The following is a 14,758-nucleotide window of genomic DNA, read 5'->3' as shown; positions in this document are numbered from 1 at the left end:
GACCTAGTTGCGCCGACGGGCGGCGTCGTTCTCAGCAATGGCATCGAACACCCAGGCCAACGCCTCATCGGTGATCGATGCGTAGGCGCGGGGGTCCGCGACAGGTAGGTCGTGGTCCGCCCGGATGTCGAAGCGTCGGGCCCGCAACAGCTCCGCGGTCTCGCGTTGGAGCTGCGGGGGACAGACGCGATCCGCTGTCAGCGCCACGACCGCGGTCGGCACGCGCGCTCTCAACCTCCGGTGATCGGCACGTCGGACGGCGTCCCACACGGTCGCGTGCTGGACCCTGCCGGTTGCCGTCAGCTGACCGCGAACCCACGACCACCGTGCCGCGGCATCGACGCTGGTACGCCCGCTGGCCCGCCAATAGAGTGCCGGCAGTGCACGAGTGGCCTGGTCGAGCCGGAGTCGGTGGACGGCGGCGACCGAACGCAGGAACACCCGCTCGCGGACGGCGACGCCGTACCGCATCGCCGCGGCCTGCACCACGACACCCGCGATGCGCTGCGGATGACGATCGCCGACGACCATGGCGGTGATGCCGCCGAGCGAGTATCCGCACACCACCGCCCGCGCGACACCGAGATGGTCGAGCACGGCAATGACGTCATCCGCGGCGTCCGCGAAGGTGAAGGTGTCGACCCGGATTCCGGCACCGTGGTTCGGGAGGTCGAACACGATCGCGGGTCGGTCCGTTCCGAACAGTTCCGCCAGTGCGAAGAAGTTCACGTCTGCCACGAGCGTGATGCCGTGGAGAAGCACGACGGGCATCGTCGGCGACGTCTCGATGCCCGGCGTGTGTCGGACGGTGAGTCGACCGCGCTCGCCGAGGTCGACGACTGTCTTTTCGGTCCAGGGCACCGATGGAGCCGGTAGCTGTGGCACCGGACGCGTCGGTGCGAACATCGCGATCACCGACCGTAGGTCCGACCAGGCTGCGGTCATCAGCGGCCCGTATCCGATGACGCCTCGTCAGTCAGGTTTCTTCGCAGCACCTTTCCGGTCGCGTTGCGCGGCAGTTCAGGGACGAACACGACGTCGCGTGGGACCTTGAACCGCGCGAGGTTGTCCCTGACGTGGGCGCGAACAGCGTCTGCGTCGAGGTCGTGACCTGGCGCAACGACCACGTGCGCCCGGAGGCGAGAACCGTAGTCGGGGTCGTCGACACCGACGACGGCCGCCTCGAGAATGTGCGGGTGTTCGGTCAACAGGTTCTCCACCTCGAGCGGATAGACGTTCTCCCCGCCCGAGACGATCATGTCGTCGTCCCGGCCGTCGATGAAGAACAATCCCTCGGCGTCGACGTGTCCGACGTCGCCGGTCGACAGTTTGCCGTCGGCGACCTCCTTGTGGCGGCCATCGGTGTATCCGCTGAAGCTGAGTGCGCTGCGCGCGAACACACGACCGACCACGCCGGGTTCGGTGACCGGTGTGCCTGCCTCGTCGAGTACGGCGACCCGACATCCGACCGGCGGGCGACCGACGGTTCCGGGAGCGCGTTGCAGTTCGTCGGGTGTGGCCACCAATGCGACGGCGACCTCGGTCGACCCGTACAGGTTGTGCAGAACCGGTCCGAAGGCGGCTGCGGCGCGGCGGCTCAGATCAATCGGCAGTGCCGAACCGGCAGAGAGGATCACCGACAACGAGCGCGTGTCGTGGCGGGCGAGTATCTCGGGGTCGAGGTCGAGAATCCGCTGCAGCATCGTCGGTACCAGGATCAGTGAGGCGGCTCGATGCTCGGCGACAGCGGCAATGGTGGCCTCGGCGTCGAAACGACGTCGCAGCACGACGGTGCATCCCAGCGCCAGGCCGAGGATGAACTGGGACAACCCCGTGCCGTGAAAGATCGGCGCGGCCATCACCATCGGTCGGTCGTCGGGCAGCGGGACGCGGTCGAGGAACGCCGCCGACTGCAGGATCGAGACGCGCTCGCGAGGAGCACCTTTCGGAGTTCCGGTGGTGCCGCTGCTGAGCAGGACCAGTCCGCCGGGAGCGGAGGGCGGGGTCAGCGGCCCTGTCGGGTGTGAGTTGGCAGAGTTCGGGTCGGGATGGGTCAGCATCCGGGGCACCGAGGCAGGCACGGCGTCGGTCACGGTTGCGAAGTCGACGTCGTGGATGAGCATCGCCACGCCCTCTCGGCTGACCACCTCGGCGAGTTGAGGTCCGGCCGTCCCGGTGTTCAGCAGCACGAGTCGGGCGCCGATCTTGGCCGCGGCGAGCATTGCGATCACCAGGCCCCGATGATCTCGCGCCAGAACCGCCACGACGGATGTTTCGCCCAAGCCGTGTTCGACGAGCTCCCGAGCAAGGGCATTCGAACATCCGTCGAGTTCGCGGTGGGTCACCGGTCCGTCGTCGTCGACGATGGCGACGGCGTCGGGCGACAGCCAGGCGCGATGCGCGACGGTGCCCGCCAGTGGACCCCACTTCTCCGCCGATCGATACGCGTGCAGGGCGTGGTCCGGTCGGCGCAGATCGAAGAGTCCCCGTCTGACCAGCACCGACACGCCGCGAGCACCCTCCAGGGAAGCCCCGACTGCGGTTCGAGCGCCCGTCGCCAGGCGTGCACCGATGGTCATGGGAGCGCCCGGCGGCCGGTCACGGAAGGGATTTCGTCGGCACGGCGTAGTCGTCTCACATCCCGCACTCTATTACGGACAAAAGCTGTCTGTATATAGGTTCAGCGAGAATGCCGTGAGGTGGTGGCGGCCGCGAGGACGCGATCGGTGACCGCGGTGGGTGTCATTCCCACCACGAGCTTCTGTGCACGACTGGCCGTGTCGAGCACGTAGCGGCGCTTGGGTCGGGACGACGTGAGCGCGTGCTCGACGGCCTTGGTCACGCGCTTCGGGTCGGCGGCAAGTTTCTGCATGCGGCCCAGCAGTTTTCGGCTCCCCGTCAGATGCGATGCGTAGAGGTCGCGGATCTCGTCGCTCAGTCTCGCGGTCATCGCGTCGTGGTCGTCGAGCATCCCGCCCCACATGTCGGTCTTGATGGGGCCGGGCTCGACGAGTGAGACGGGGATCTTCCACGGCCGCAACTCCATCCGCAGGGCGTCGGCCAGCGATTCGACGGCGTACTTCGACGAGCTGTAGGCGCCGGTACGGGGGGTCGTGATCAGACCGCTGACCGACGAGATGAACACGATCCGACCATGACCGGCTCGCAGGGCCGGTAGGACCACCTGGGTGACCGCGATCTGCGACACGACGTTGACGTCGAACTGCTTCGACAACTCATCGATCGAGAGACCTTCAACAGGCCCGCGCACGATGATGCCTGCGTTGTTCACCACCCCGTCCAGCCTTGCGGGAAGGTGCTGGGGGAGTGCGGCGATGGCGTCACGATCGGTGACGTCGAGCGGAACGGCGATGACGTTGTCGAGAGCGTCGAGTTCGGCGAGCGCCGTGGATGAGCGAGCGGTGGCGTACACCGTCCACCCCGCCGCACTCATGCGCTTGGTGAGCGCGAGACCGATGCCGCGTCCTGCTCCGGTGACGAGTACTGAGGACATGTCGAACCTTTCGAGTAAGTGGAGAGGAGACCGGGATTGCCGGTGACAACCGCGGATCAGTCGTGGGTGATGACGACCTTGCCGCCTCGTGCCCTGCCGGCATCGACGTAGGCGATGGCTTCGAGGGTCTGATCGAACGAGAAGGTGGTGTCGATGACCGGACGCAGCTGCCCCGACTCGTACAGTGCGGCCAGCGTCGCCAGTTGGGCACCATCGGCGCGCATGAAGAAGAAGGAGTACGTCACACCATTCTTCTTCGCTGCCGCGCGTACCTTCCGGCTGAGCAACGACAGCACCCACTCGAACGGCTTGGGTGCGTTGAGCTGCGTCGCGAAACCCGCATCCGGCGGTCCGGTGACCCCGAGAGCGAGTCCGCCGGGTTTCAGGACGGTCAGTGTCTTCATGAGGTTGTCGCCGCCGACGGCATCGATGGCCAGGTCGTAGTCGGAGAGCACCTCGGCGAAGTCGGCCTTCCGGTAGTCGACCACGACGTCGGCGCCCAGGGCCGTGACGAGCTCGGCCGAGCTGGTTCCTGCCGTGGTGGCCACAGGCGCACCGAGGTACTTGGCGAGTTGGACGACCGTCGAACCGAGTCCGCCGGCGCCGGCGTGAACCAGCACCCTGGACCCCGGGCCGACGTTGCCGCGCTCGACCAGGATCTGCCAGGCCGCGAGCGCCACCAGCGGGACCGCCGCCGCCTCGGTGAACGACAGGTTCCACGGTTTGCGGGCGACATCCCCCTCGTCGATGGCGATGAACTCGGCGAAGGTTCCGATGTGGAGGTCCCTGGGCCGGGAGAACACCTCGTCGCCCACTGCGAACCCGGTGACCGCACTGCCGACCTCGATCACGGTTCCCGCGACGTCGTGGCCCAGGACGAGCGGGAACTTGTACTTGAGCAGCTGCTTGAACTCACCGCTGCGCACCAACGTGTCCAGCGGGTTGACGCTTGCGGCTGCGACCCTGACCAGTACCTCGCGTGGGCCCACTGCGGGGACGGGTATCTCGGCGACATGGACGGGGGCCTTGTACTTGTCGATGACGAACGCTTTCAACGGATCCTCTTCTCGGGTAGAACAGATCAGGGGCGGGCAGGTCCCCATTCGCGCTCCGCTTGTCGAACCACGCTCCACTTGCACGTGGAGCGTCTCGACAAAAGTGGAGCGCGAAGTCGTGGGGAAAGGGTGCACACGCGGTCAGCCCGCGAGGAATTCCAATGCGGTGGAGACGAATTGGCGGTGCTCCTGGAAGATCCCGCCGTGACCGGCGTCCGGATAGATCCGCAGCGTCGCATTCGGGAGTCGGCGGGCAAGGTCGTGTGAGTTGCTCGTCGGCACCATACGGTCGTCGTCGCCGTTGGCCACCAGCACCGGGTGCGTGATCGTGCTCAGATCGGCCGGGGTCTGCAGTGCCCACGTGTGAATAGCGCGTAACTGGGTCCGGAACACCTTTACCGATACCGCGTCGTCACGGTTCTCGGTCCGCTCTTTCAACCGTGCGATGAACTCGCGCGATCGAGCCTTGCCGTTCTCGGTGCGTGTGAAGAACAAATTCTGCTTCGGATCCTTGCCCGTGAGAACGGCTTTGATCGAGTCGGTGTACGACACCCGCGTCACCTTGTCGATGCCCACACCCCCGGCGGGGCCGGTGCCGGCCAGGATGACCTTGCCGACCAGCTCGGGCCGGAGCTCGAGGATGACCTGGGCGATGAAGCCGCCCATCGAGAAGCCGAGCAGGTCGACCTTCTCGAGTCCCATGGCGTCGATGAACGCGATCGCGTCGGCGGCCATGGCCTCGATGGTGTCAGGAGTGGTACCGCCCGACGCCCCGACGCCCCGGTTGTCGAACGCGACGACCCGGTGGTGTGCGGCGATCCCGTCGATCACACGCGGGTCCCAGTTGTCGAGGTTCGCGGTGAGGTGGTGCAGGAAGACAACCGGAACGCCGCGGTCCGGACCGTAGGTTCGGTAGGCGAAGTCGGTGCCGTCGACCAGGACGGTGCGCGTGGGGACATTGGCCCACGACACCTTCGGCTCGCCGGTCGACGGTCGTGCGTGGTTGGTGACGTTCTCGTTGCTGCTCATTGCGGACCTCTTCGACGCTGTAAACTGATCGGTGTACTGACGACGATAAGGGGTCGTCTCGCATTTGTAAACCGATCGGTGTAAATTTGGCATCGATATCAGTGAGAACGAAGTGGGCGGTGATCCAAATGGCCAATGCGACGCGAACTCAACCCAGTCGGCCCGCGGGCCGGCCGGGCCCGCGGGACCGCATCCTGTCGGCGGCTGCCGGACTGTTCTACGTCGAGGGCATCAACGCCACGGGGGTGGAGCTGATCGCATCCGAGGCGGACGTCTCCAAGAGGACGTTGTACAAGTACTTCCCCAGCAAGGTGAACCTGGTGGAGCAGTATCTCGCGTACCTGCGCGAGATGGTGGTGGATCCACGACACGCGCAGGGCGACGGGCCGCGTGAACGTCTGATGCTGTTGTTCGAGGTCCCGCAACCCGGTGGTGGCCGGCTCCGTGGATGCCCGTTCCACAACGCCGCTGTGGAGGCTGCGTCGGTGATGCCCGAAGTCGCCGAATTCGTCCATACGCAGAAGAAGGCTTTCGCCGAGGCGATCATCGACCTGTGCCGGGACCTGGGAGTCGACGATCCGGACCGGCTCGGACACCAGATCGCGCTTCTCTACGAGGGCGCCGCCGCGTTGTCGACATCGCTCGACGATGTGGAGCCCTGGGTGGTCGCCCGATCAACCGTCGAGATGCTGCTCGATCAGACGCGCGAGGGGCGATGAGCAAAGGCTGAGCGGAGGCGACGGACACGCTCCGTCGCCTCCGCCCGGCGGAACAGGCTGAAAGTCAGGCCTTCTGCAGCAGATCAATGAGCGCGGTTGCGGCCTCGGCCGACGAGTTCGGGTTCTGGCCGGTGATGAGGATGCCGTCGCGGACGACGTACGACGCCCAATCCGGTCCCTTGCTGTAGTCGCCGCCGAGCTTGATCAGCTCGTCCTCGACGAGGAACGGGACGATGTCGGTGAGGCCGACGCCGTCTTCCTCACCGTTGGTGAAGCCGGTGACTGTGCGCCCCTTCACGAGCGGTTGTCCGTCCGGGCTCGTGACGTGCCGCAGGACGCCGGGTGCGTGGCAGACGAGGGCGACCGGGATGTCGGCGCGCAGGGCGGTTTCGATGAGGCCGATCGAGTCGCGATCCTCCGCGAGATCCCACAGTGGTCCGTGCCCGCCGGGGTAGAAGACGGCGTCGAAGTCGTTCGGGCTGACCGACTTCAGCTCGACGGTCTCGGCGAGTTGCGCTTTCGCGGCGCCGTCGGCCTCGAAGCGGTGGGTGTCGTCGGTCTGGAAGTCTGGCTCGTTGCTCTTCGGATCCAGCGGCGGCTGTCCGCCGGCGGGCGACGCCAGCACGATCTCGGCACCCGCGTCCTTGAACCGGAAGTAGGGGGCTGCGAGTTCCTCGAGCCAGAACCCGGTCTTCTTGCCGGTGTCACCCAGCGCGTCGTGCGACGTCAGAACCATCAGAATCTTCATCTGTTTCTCCTTTGTGAAAGTCAGATACCCAGGACCGTGCGTGTGTGGTCCAGTGCGCTGTTCATCGAGGTGGCGGACCGGTTCACCTTGGCGACCACGCTCGCTCCGAGCCACAACTCGTAGAGCGCTGACGCTGTCGCCGCGGGGTCTCCCGTCGACGGCACCGATCCGTCCTCGACTCCGGCGCGGATCGCCAGCTCGATCCGAGCGGTGATGTCGCCGATCCCGTCAAGCAGGGCGACTCGCATGGACTCGGACAGATCGGCGACCTCCGCGCCGAGCTTCACCGCCAGGCACTTGCCCTGACAGTCGAAGCTGCTCTGCGACTCGATCCACGACGCGAAGTACTGGAGGATCCGCTCGGCCCAGGTGTGGTCGTCGCGGCCGAGGATCTTGTCGAAGTCGGCGAGGTAGCCCTCGAAGTACGACCGCAGCATCGCCTCGCCCAGGGCGTCCTTGGAGGCGAAGTGATAGTAGAACGACCCCTTCGGAACGTGGGCCGTGGTCAGGATCTCGCTGAGACCGACTGCGGTGTAGCCCTTTCGAGCCATCAGCTGCTGCGCACACGCGATGATCACTTCTCGCGTCTCGGTGTGTTCGGCAACCGCCATGAGGACGACGGTACCCGCTAGTAGACCAGTCGTCTACTAAAGTCCTGCCGGAATTGGTGTGGTTCCGCGAACAGGCGCTCAGTGAGCAGCGATGCGCCGGGCCTGCCGCACCAGCGCGTCCCGCACCGAGGCGGTGGCGACGTCCAGCGGCCCGACCATGCGCGCAAGCAGCATTGATCGCCCCAGTGCGTGAGGGTCGTCCACGGCGACGGTGACGACGGTGTCCGGCACGATGGCCGTCGCCAGCGCGGGAATGGTGGTGATGCCCATCCCTGCGGCAACAAAACCGATTCGTGCGGACCAACTCTCGAGCTCGACCACGATCCGAGGGTCCGTGAGCGATGGCCATGCCCCGAACTGCGGTTCGCCGCCGCGCCCTCGGCCCGCTATCCATCGCTGGTCGCCGAGATCGGCAGCCGTGACGCGGTCGTGGTGGGCCAGGGGGTGATCTCGGCTGACGGCCACCCGTAGCTCTCCGGACGGGAGTGGCTCGGTCTCGATGCCGGCGAGATCCCAGTCCGGCAATCCCTCTCCGCCCGCGATGAGGGCGAGGTCGAGGCGCCCGGCGCGCAACCTTCGGAGCTGCAGTGGGGTCGACGATTCGGTGAACAGGATTTCGAGTGAGGGATGTTTTGACGCCACGTCCGCGATCGCATGTGGTATCAGATCCATTGCGGCAGTGGGAAATGCGTCGATCCTGACGCGACCCGAGATCGGGTTCGTGAGGTCGGCGAGGTCGCGTCTCGCCCCGTCGAGTTGATCGAGCACGGCAGTCGCACGACGTCCAAGTGCCCGAGCAGCGGGCGTCGGACGCACTCCACGAGGGCCGCGCTCGAACAGTTGCGTGCCCGCGGCGGCCTCGAGAGCGGCGATCTGTTTCGACAGGGCGGACTGGGTGTAACCGAGATACTCCGACGCCGCGGTGAACGATCCGCTGTCGAGCACGGCGCGCAGAGCGCGGAACAGTTGCGGGTGAACGTCGAGATCCATGCCGCCATGATGCCGGACTGGAATGGCTGCTGTGCCAGACATTCGCTTGTGGCAGGTGCGGGGTGTCGGGACAGTGGACTGCGAAAGGAGACACACATGAGCAAGGTTTGGTTCATCACCGGAACATCGACCGGCTTCGGCCGACTCTGGGCGGAGGGCGCGTTGGACAGAGGGGACCGGGTCGTGGCGACTGCGCGCACCCTCTCGTCCCTCGATGATCTCGTCGAGAAGTATCCCGACGCCGTCCACCCGCTTCGGCTGGATGTCACAGATCGCGACGCCGTCTTTCGCGCGGTGGCCGACGCCCGCGAACGATTCGGGAGGATCGACGTGGTGGTCAACAACGCCGGATACGGCCACTTCGGGATGGTGGAGGAACTGACCGAGGCAGAACTACGCGCGCAGATGGAGACCAACTTCTTCGGCGCCGTGTGGGTCACCCAGGCGGTGCTCCCGGTCCTGCGCGCCCAGGGGGGTGGCCGGCTCCTGCAGATCTCGAGCGAGGGTGGGGTTCGGGCGTTTCCCGGCATCGGCGCCTACCACGCGTCGAAGTGGGCGTTCGAGGGGATCTCGGAGTCGCTGCACCAGGAGGTGGAGCCGTTCGGGATCCGGGTGACGTGTGTCGAGCCGGGGCCGTACGCCACTGATTGGCTCTCACGTGGCTCGCGCCAGAGCGCCGTGTCGGACGCCTATGAGCCGGTGCGGGCGCAGCTCGAGAACGACTTCGTGGTCGGAGACCCCGACGCCACCACAGCCGCGATTCTCGACCTCGTCGATGCCGCGGAGCCCCCGGCCCGACTGATCCTCGGTCGGGTGTTCGACGAGATCGAGGCGCTCTACCGGGAACGGCTGGACACCTGGCGTGCCTGGCAGCCGGTGTCCCGACGTGCGTTCGGCACTCCCGTCGGAGCCGGGGGGTCATGACGGGCGTCTGGCGGTGACAACGGGCGCCACCGCTCGATCGGAGAGGGGGTCCGGGAAGCATCGTCGGCCGTGCGCCGTTGTACACATGTGGACGAATTGCCGGTGGCCCCTACCCGTGTCTGGACCCCGTCGCGGGTCCTGATCACGCGGTCGGCATCTGAACTCCCGCACACCGAGGAGATCATCCGACGGTGCGAAGCGGCCGGGGTGTCCGATATCGAGGTGCTGTCGGGGGATCGGCTGACCGGGTTGCGGGGCGAGACCGAGCGGCAGACCTACGCGCTCGCGAAGAAGACTCTTGCCGTCGTGGTCGCCCCGGCGAGTGCGCTGAAACCGCAGCCGATCCCGCCGAGCGCGGACTGGCGTATCGACCTGGCCAAGGGCTGCCCCGCGCACTGCCAGTACTGCTACCTCGCCGGGTCGCTCTCGGGGCCGCCGATCACCCGCGTCTACGCGAACATCGACGACGTCCTCGCCGGCATCGGAACGCACGCCGGCCGCGGCACCATCACCACGGGTACCGCGGAGCGCGGCCACGAGGGCACCACCTTCGAACTGTCCTGCTACACCGACCCGCTGGGCATCGAACACGTCACCGGATCACTGTCGGAGGCCATCGCGCGGGTGGGGGCGGGTACCTACGGCGACGAGGTGTCGCTGCGATTCACAACCAAGTTCGACGACGTCACCGATCTCCTGACCATCGATCACGGCCGACGCACGCGGGTGCGGCTGTCGGTCAACGCCGACGACATCGCGAACCGCTTCGAGGGCGGAACCGCTCGCATGCCGGCCCGGGTCGAGGCGTTGCGGCGCCTGGCGGTCGCCGGGTACCGAGTGGGGTTGACCATCGCGCCGATCATGCCGATCCCGGGGTGGCGCGACCAGTACGGTCGGCTGCTCGCCGATGTCGCCGAGGCCCTGCGTGATGTCCCCGACCTCGACCTCACCGCCGAGATCATCACCCACCGCTTCACCCCGTCCAGCAAGGACGTCCTGCTCAGCTGGTACCCGGGAACGAAGCTGGAGATGGACGAGGATTCCCGTACGGCCAAGCGCAACAAGTTCGGCGGGGTGAAGTACGTCTACCCGCGCGAGACGATGTCGGAGATGCGGACCTGGTTCGTCGACGAGCTCGAATCCCTTCTGCCGCAGGCACAGTTGCTCTACTGGACCTGACTTCACAGCCGGGGGTCGACCGGCTCCGATTCCATCGCGAGGATCCCGAAGACACACTGATGGATTCGCCAGACGGGTTCCCCGGACACCGACCTCCGCAGCGACTCGAGCCCCAATGCGTACTCGCGCAGCGCCATCGATCGCTTCTGGCCCAGATTGCGCTGCTTGAGACGGGTCAGTGACTCTTGATCGGTGTAGTCGGCGCCGTAGATGATGCGCAGGTACTCACGTCCACGAACCTTCAGGCCGGGTTGGTTGAGCCCCTTGGGTCCGCGCACCAGGTTGGCCAGCGGCTTGACGACCATGCCCTCGCCGCCGTCGCCGGTCAGTGCGATCCACCAGTCGGCGCCGGCCATGCGCGATGTCTCGTCTGCCGTCTCGACGATGCAGCGGCGCGTGGTCCGGAACAGTTCCGGGTCCGCGTCGACGAGCCGATCGGCGACCGCGAGATGCCACTCGTGGTCGCGGTTCTCGAACGTGACACCGTCGGCGGCGAGGAGTTGGAACGGCGCGATCTGCACTCCGAGATCGGTGTCGATGGGGCGGACGTAGCGACGATAGGAGTCGACGAACAGTTCGGCGTTGGCGCGCCGCGATCGGGTCCGCGCCAGCAGATCGCCGACGTCGGCGCCACGGCGTGCGGCCGTCTCGAGCACATCCACCACCGCGGGCAGAGCGGTGGTCGCAGCGGCCCCGACCCGCGCGTACTGGCTGCGGACCATGGCCTCCGCCTTCGCCGTCCACGGCAGGATCTCGGTGTCGAGCATGAGCGAGGTGGTCTGCAGCTCCGCCCAGATACCGGCGGCGGCAACGGCATCGGCGACCCGGGCCAGGACGGTACTCTGCATCCCATCGGAGAAGAACGCCCGGCCGGTACGTGAGTGGATCACGCCCGACCCGTCGGCCCGGACACGCACGATGGCGCGTGATCCCATGTGCTTCTCCTCGCAGATGACGCGTTCGACGCCCCGCTTGGCATAGTGATCGAACGCCTCGTCCGGGTGCTCGAGCAGATCGGCGCGTGACGAGCTGTCGACCGGGGACATGGTCGGTGGTAGATAGGTCAGATCGCCCGGCGCGACGGCGAACCTGCTCATCACCTCCAGGGCGCCCGCCGCGTTCTCCTCGCGCAGGGAGATGCGACCCATGTGCTCGGTCTCGATGACACGCGGGCCGATAACGTCGGAGAGCTTCAGCATCTCCGGATCACGTTCGGGCGGCGCCGGGGGTCGGACCGGCGCGTAGTGGGTAGCGGTGGCGGGTACCGACACGAGCTCGCGTTCCGGGTAGCGCAGCGCCGTCAGACTCCCACCGAACACGCACCCGGTGTCCAGACAGAGCGTGTTGTTCACCCACTCCGGTTCCGGAATCGGCGTGTGCCCGTAGAGCACGGTCGCCGAACCCCGGTAGTCGTCGGCCCACGGATAGCGGACGGGAAGTCCGAACTCGTCTGTCGCGCCACTGGTGTCGCCGTAGAGCGCGAACGCCCGAACCCGACCGGAGGCGCGCCCGTGGTACTTCTCCTTCAGGCCGGCGTGCGCGACGACCAGTTTGCCGTCGTCGAGCAGGTAGTGGGCGACCAGGCCGTCGCAGAATTCCCGGACCCGGGCCACGAAGGAGTCCGGCTGGTCCGCCAGTTGGTCGAGGGTCTCCCGCAGCCCGTGGCTCGGTGTGACGTCCCTGCGACCCAGTGCACGTGCGAGTTTCGCCTCGTGGTTACCGGAGACGCAGAGCGCGTGGTCGTTCTCGACCATGCCCATCGCGAGACGCAGCACGCCCACGGTGTCGGGGCCGCGGTCGACGAGGTCGCCGACGAACATCACCCGCCGTTCGTTCGGGTGCGAGGCGTCGATGGCCTGACCGCGGTCATCACGGCCGATCACGTAGCCGAGCCGGCCGAGGAGGTCCTCCAACTCCGTGAGGCAGCCGTGGACGTCCCCGATCACGTCGAACGGCCCGTGGTCGTCGCGTCGGTCGTTGAACAGTCGCGTCCGCGTGATCGAGGCTCCGCTCACCGCCTCGACCGAGTCGAGGACGTGGATGGTCCGGAAGCCCTCCCGCTTGAGACCGCGCATCGACTTGCGCAGCTGCTCGTGCTGACGCTTGATGACATGCGACCCGAAATCTCGATCCGGTCGAGATGCGTTGCGGGTTCGAGAAACGTCGGTCGGCAGGTCCAGGACGATGGCGACGGGCAACACGTCGTGGTCCTTGGCCACGGCCAGCAACGAACGGCGCGCCGACGCCTGGACGTTGGTCGCGTCGACCACCGTCAGCAGTCCGCGGGCCAGGCGTTTGGCCGCGATGTACTCCAGTAGATCGAAGGCATCCTTGGTGGCGCCCTGGTCGTTCGGGTCGTCGGACACCATGGCTCGGCAGCCGTCGCTGGACACGACCTCCGAGGCCGCGAAATGAGTGGCGGCGAAGGTCGACTTGCCTGATCCGCTGGTCCCGATGAGCAGCACCAGGGACAGTTCTGGGATCGCGAGGTCGGTCATCGTTCACCTCTGAACCCGCTGCGCAGACTGAAGACCGCCATCTGCGTCGGCGGTCCGATGTCGTCATCGTCATCGCCCACCGGGACCAGGCGGACGTCGTAGCCGTGGGTGTCGCCGACCCGGCGGGCCCACCGGGCGAACTCGTCACGGGTCCATTCGAATCGGTGGTCAGCGTGTCGTAGACCGCCGTCGAACAATTGCGGATAACGCACGTTGTGCTCGACGTTCGGTGTGGTGAGCACGACGTGACCCGGTCGCATGGCTCCGAACACGTTCGCGGTCACCGCCGGCACGCGAGCCGGGTCGACGTGCTCGATGACCTCCATGAGGATGGCGACGTCGATCCCGGTCAGCCGGTCGTCCTCGTACTGCAGCGACGACAGCAGCAACGACAGCCTCTCGGACTGACGCTCCGTCATCTGCTCGACGTGCAGACGCTTACCCGCTCTGCGCAGCGATGTGTCCGACACGTCGGTTCCGATGACCCTTGTGACGCCCTGCATCTCGAGGACCGACACCAGGAGCGCACCGGACCCGCACCCGAGGTCGGCGACCGACCCGGGCTGCAACGCGCGCACGACGTCCATCACCGCGTCATGGCGGATGCGGACCAGAGGCCGGGACGGTGCGGTGTCCTCGTCCTCCAGCGAGTCTTCCACGGGCCGGTCGTCGAGGTCGATCAGACGTGCCATCGCAGCGTCTTTCAGGCCGCGCTGGTGGGCCAGGTAACGGTGGGTGATCAGATCCCGGGCGGGATGTGTTGCCAGCCAGGCCCCACCTGCTCGGACCAGCTTGTCGACCTCGTCGTCACCGACCCAGTAGTGCTTCGCATCGTCGAGCACCGGGAGCAGCACGTAGAGATGACTCAACGCTGTCGACAGACGGTGGGACCCGTTGAGGGTCAACGACACCATCGGTGCCGCACCCCATTCCGGTCGGGTCGCGTCCAACTCGATGGCGGTGGCGTGGACGTCCCAGCCGACGGGAGAGAACAGTCGCTGCAGCAGCTCGGGGTCTCCGGGTACTGCGGGAACGGAGACGGTGAGCTGAAGATCGGACCCCACCAGGGCCTCATGCCCCGGGCAGCGCCCGCTCAGCGCTGAGCGGAAGACCTTGCCCATCGCCACCGACAGCAGCGACGACGCGACGTAGGGGCGGTCGTTGACGTACTGGCCGAGTGCGAACCCGTCCCGTGACCCCGACCGACCGCGGACCAGGGCCACGGGGTCGACCTCGAGCACCAGGGCCGCCGTGCACCGTTCGGCGCTCACCTCCGGGTAGAACACGTGGGCGGTCCCGCCGTAGACGGGGAACGGTTGAACCCGATCCGGGTGCTTGTGCAGCAGGTATCCGAGATCGGCCGGTGCCGGCAGGCTCGGCGATCGCTCGGCGGAGATGGTCAACAGCATTCGGCCAGTGTGCAGTACCCCGCCTCCGGAATCCTGGGGTTTTTCGCCGTGCGAATTGCCAGAACCGGGAAAATACTCCCGG

The 14,758-nt window shown here is 66.9% G+C and carries 13 protein-coding genes; 3 read left to right on the top strand and 10 right to left on the bottom strand.

Features of this window, described 5'->3' with window-relative positions:
- Positions 1-3: 3 nt before the first annotated feature.
- The 5 genes from IEV93_RS18140 to IEV93_RS18120 all read right to left on the bottom strand — a co-directional run bounded on the left by IEV93_RS18140 (position 4) and on the right by IEV93_RS18120 (position 5,598).
- Positions 4-945, bottom strand: coding sequence for an alpha/beta fold hydrolase (locus IEV93_RS18140; protein WP_188491432.1), 942 nt, complete (start codon positions 943-945; stop codon positions 4-6).
- Positions 945-2,579 (bottom strand): AMP-binding protein, encoded by a 1,635-nt coding sequence (locus tag IEV93_RS18135; protein ID WP_188491430.1) that lies wholly within the window; start codon positions 2,577-2,579, stop codon positions 945-947. The genes IEV93_RS18140 and IEV93_RS18135 overlap by 1 nt, the downstream gene beginning before the upstream one ends.
- A 101-nt stretch (positions 2,580-2,680) precedes the next feature.
- Positions 2,681-3,514, bottom strand: coding sequence for an SDR family oxidoreductase (locus IEV93_RS18130; RefSeq protein WP_188491427.1), 834 nt, complete (start codon positions 3,512-3,514; stop codon positions 2,681-2,683).
- Positions 3,515-3,570: 56 nt separating this feature from the next.
- On the bottom strand, positions 3,571-4,569 hold the full coding sequence (locus tag IEV93_RS18125) for an NADP-dependent oxidoreductase (RefSeq protein ID WP_188491425.1): 999 nt from the start codon (positions 4,567-4,569) through the stop codon (positions 3,571-3,573).
- Positions 4,570-4,710: 141 nt separating this feature from the next.
- Complete coding sequence (locus tag IEV93_RS18120; protein ID WP_188491423.1) at positions 4,711-5,598, bottom strand: alpha/beta fold hydrolase; 888 nt, start codon at positions 5,596-5,598, stop codon at positions 4,711-4,713.
- A gap of 128 nt (positions 5,599-5,726) precedes the next feature.
- On the opposite strand from IEV93_RS18120, the gene IEV93_RS18115 reads away from it, so the two are divergent.
- On the top strand, positions 5,727-6,317 hold the full coding sequence (locus tag IEV93_RS18115; protein ID WP_188491421.1) for a TetR/AcrR family transcriptional regulator: 591 nt from the start codon (positions 5,727-5,729) through the stop codon (positions 6,315-6,317).
- A 64-nt stretch (positions 6,318-6,381) separates the two neighbouring features.
- On the opposite strand, the gene IEV93_RS18110 is transcribed toward IEV93_RS18115, so the two are convergent.
- The 3 genes from IEV93_RS18110 to IEV93_RS18100 all read right to left on the bottom strand — a co-directional run bounded on the left by IEV93_RS18110 (position 6,382) and on the right by IEV93_RS18100 (position 8,666).
- On the bottom strand, positions 6,382-7,065 hold the full coding sequence (locus IEV93_RS18110; protein WP_188491419.1) for a type 1 glutamine amidotransferase domain-containing protein: 684 nt from the start codon (positions 7,063-7,065) through the stop codon (positions 6,382-6,384).
- 20 nt (positions 7,066-7,085) lie between these two features.
- Entirely contained in the window at positions 7,086-7,676 is a 591-nt protein-coding gene (locus IEV93_RS18105) for a TetR/AcrR family transcriptional regulator (RefSeq protein ID WP_188491417.1), read from the bottom strand.
- Between the two features lie 78 nt (positions 7,677-7,754).
- A complete protein-coding gene (locus IEV93_RS18100) occupies positions 7,755-8,666 on the bottom strand; it encodes a LysR family transcriptional regulator (protein WP_188491415.1) in 912 nt (303 codons plus the stop codon).
- Positions 8,667-8,762: 96 nt separating this feature from the next.
- Between IEV93_RS18100 and IEV93_RS18095 the strand changes: the two genes are divergently transcribed.
- Positions 8,763-9,590 carry an SDR family NAD(P)-dependent oxidoreductase gene (locus tag IEV93_RS18095; RefSeq protein WP_188491412.1) on the top strand — a complete coding sequence of 276 codons (828 nt, stop codon included), beginning with the start codon at positions 8,763-8,765 and terminating at the stop codon, positions 9,588-9,590.
- Positions 9,591-9,692: 102 nt separating this feature from the next.
- Positions 9,693-10,769: a spore photoproduct lyase family protein gene (locus tag IEV93_RS18090; protein ID WP_229705289.1), complete on the top strand. Its 1,077-nt coding sequence runs from the start codon at positions 9,693-9,695 to the stop codon at positions 10,767-10,769.
- Between the two features lie 2 nt (positions 10,770-10,771).
- Here IEV93_RS18090 and IEV93_RS18085 read toward each other — a convergent pair whose 3' ends face one another.
- Both IEV93_RS18085 and IEV93_RS18080 read right to left on the bottom strand, forming a co-directional pair.
- Complete coding sequence (locus tag IEV93_RS18085; protein ID WP_188491408.1) at positions 10,772-13,267, bottom strand: polynucleotide kinase-phosphatase; 2,496 nt, start codon at positions 13,265-13,267, stop codon at positions 10,772-10,774.
- Complete coding sequence (locus IEV93_RS18080) at positions 13,264-14,676, bottom strand: 3' terminal RNA ribose 2'-O-methyltransferase Hen1 (RefSeq protein WP_188491405.1); 1,413 nt, start codon at positions 14,674-14,676, stop codon at positions 13,264-13,266. Before IEV93_RS18080 ends, IEV93_RS18085 begins: the two co-directional genes overlap by 4 nt.
- Between the last annotated feature and the right edge of the window lie 82 nt (positions 14,677-14,758).

The organism is Williamsia phyllosphaerae (genome assembly GCF_014635305.1).
Lineage (GTDB): Bacteria > Actinomycetota > Actinomycetes > Mycobacteriales > Mycobacteriaceae > Williamsia_A > Williamsia_A phyllosphaerae.
This window is presented reverse-complemented; position numbering and strand designations above follow the sequence as displayed.

Excerpts from the sequence above, each read along its gene's own strand:
- IEV93_RS18140 (WP_188491432.1), bottom strand. The coding sequence starts at position 945 with ATGACCGCAGCCTGGTCGGACCTACGGTCGGTGATCGCGATGTTCGCA.
- IEV93_RS18135 (WP_188491430.1), bottom strand. The coding sequence starts at position 2,579 with ATGACCATCGGTGCACGCCTGGCGACGGGCGCTCGAACCGCAGTCGGG.
- IEV93_RS18130 (WP_188491427.1), bottom strand. The coding sequence starts at position 3,514 with ATGTCCTCAGTACTCGTCACCGGAGCAGGACGCGGCATCGGTCTCGCG.
- IEV93_RS18120 (WP_188491423.1), bottom strand. The coding sequence starts at position 5,598 with ATGAGCAGCAACGAGAACGTCACCAACCACGCACGACCGTCGACCGGC.
- IEV93_RS18115 (WP_188491421.1), top strand. The coding sequence starts at position 5,727 with ATGGCCAATGCGACGCGAACTCAACCCAGTCGGCCCGCGGGCCGGCCG.
- IEV93_RS18110 (WP_188491419.1), bottom strand. The coding sequence starts at position 7,065 with ATGAAGATTCTGATGGTTCTGACGTCGCACGACGCGCTGGGTGACACC.
- IEV93_RS18105 (WP_188491417.1), bottom strand. The coding sequence starts at position 7,676 with ATGGCGGTTGCCGAACACACCGAGACGCGAGAAGTGATCATCGCGTGT.
- IEV93_RS18100 (WP_188491415.1), bottom strand. The coding sequence starts at position 8,666 with ATGGATCTCGACGTTCACCCGCAACTGTTCCGCGCTCTGCGCGCCGTG.
- IEV93_RS18095 (WP_188491412.1), top strand. The coding sequence starts at position 8,763 with ATGAGCAAGGTTTGGTTCATCACCGGAACATCGACCGGCTTCGGCCGA.
- IEV93_RS18085 (WP_188491408.1), bottom strand. The coding sequence starts at position 13,267 with ATGACCGACCTCGCGATCCCAGAACTGTCCCTGGTGCTGCTCATCGGG.
- IEV93_RS18080 (WP_188491405.1), bottom strand. The coding sequence starts at position 14,676 with ATGCTGTTGACCATCTCCGCCGAGCGATCGCCGAGCCTGCCGGCACCG.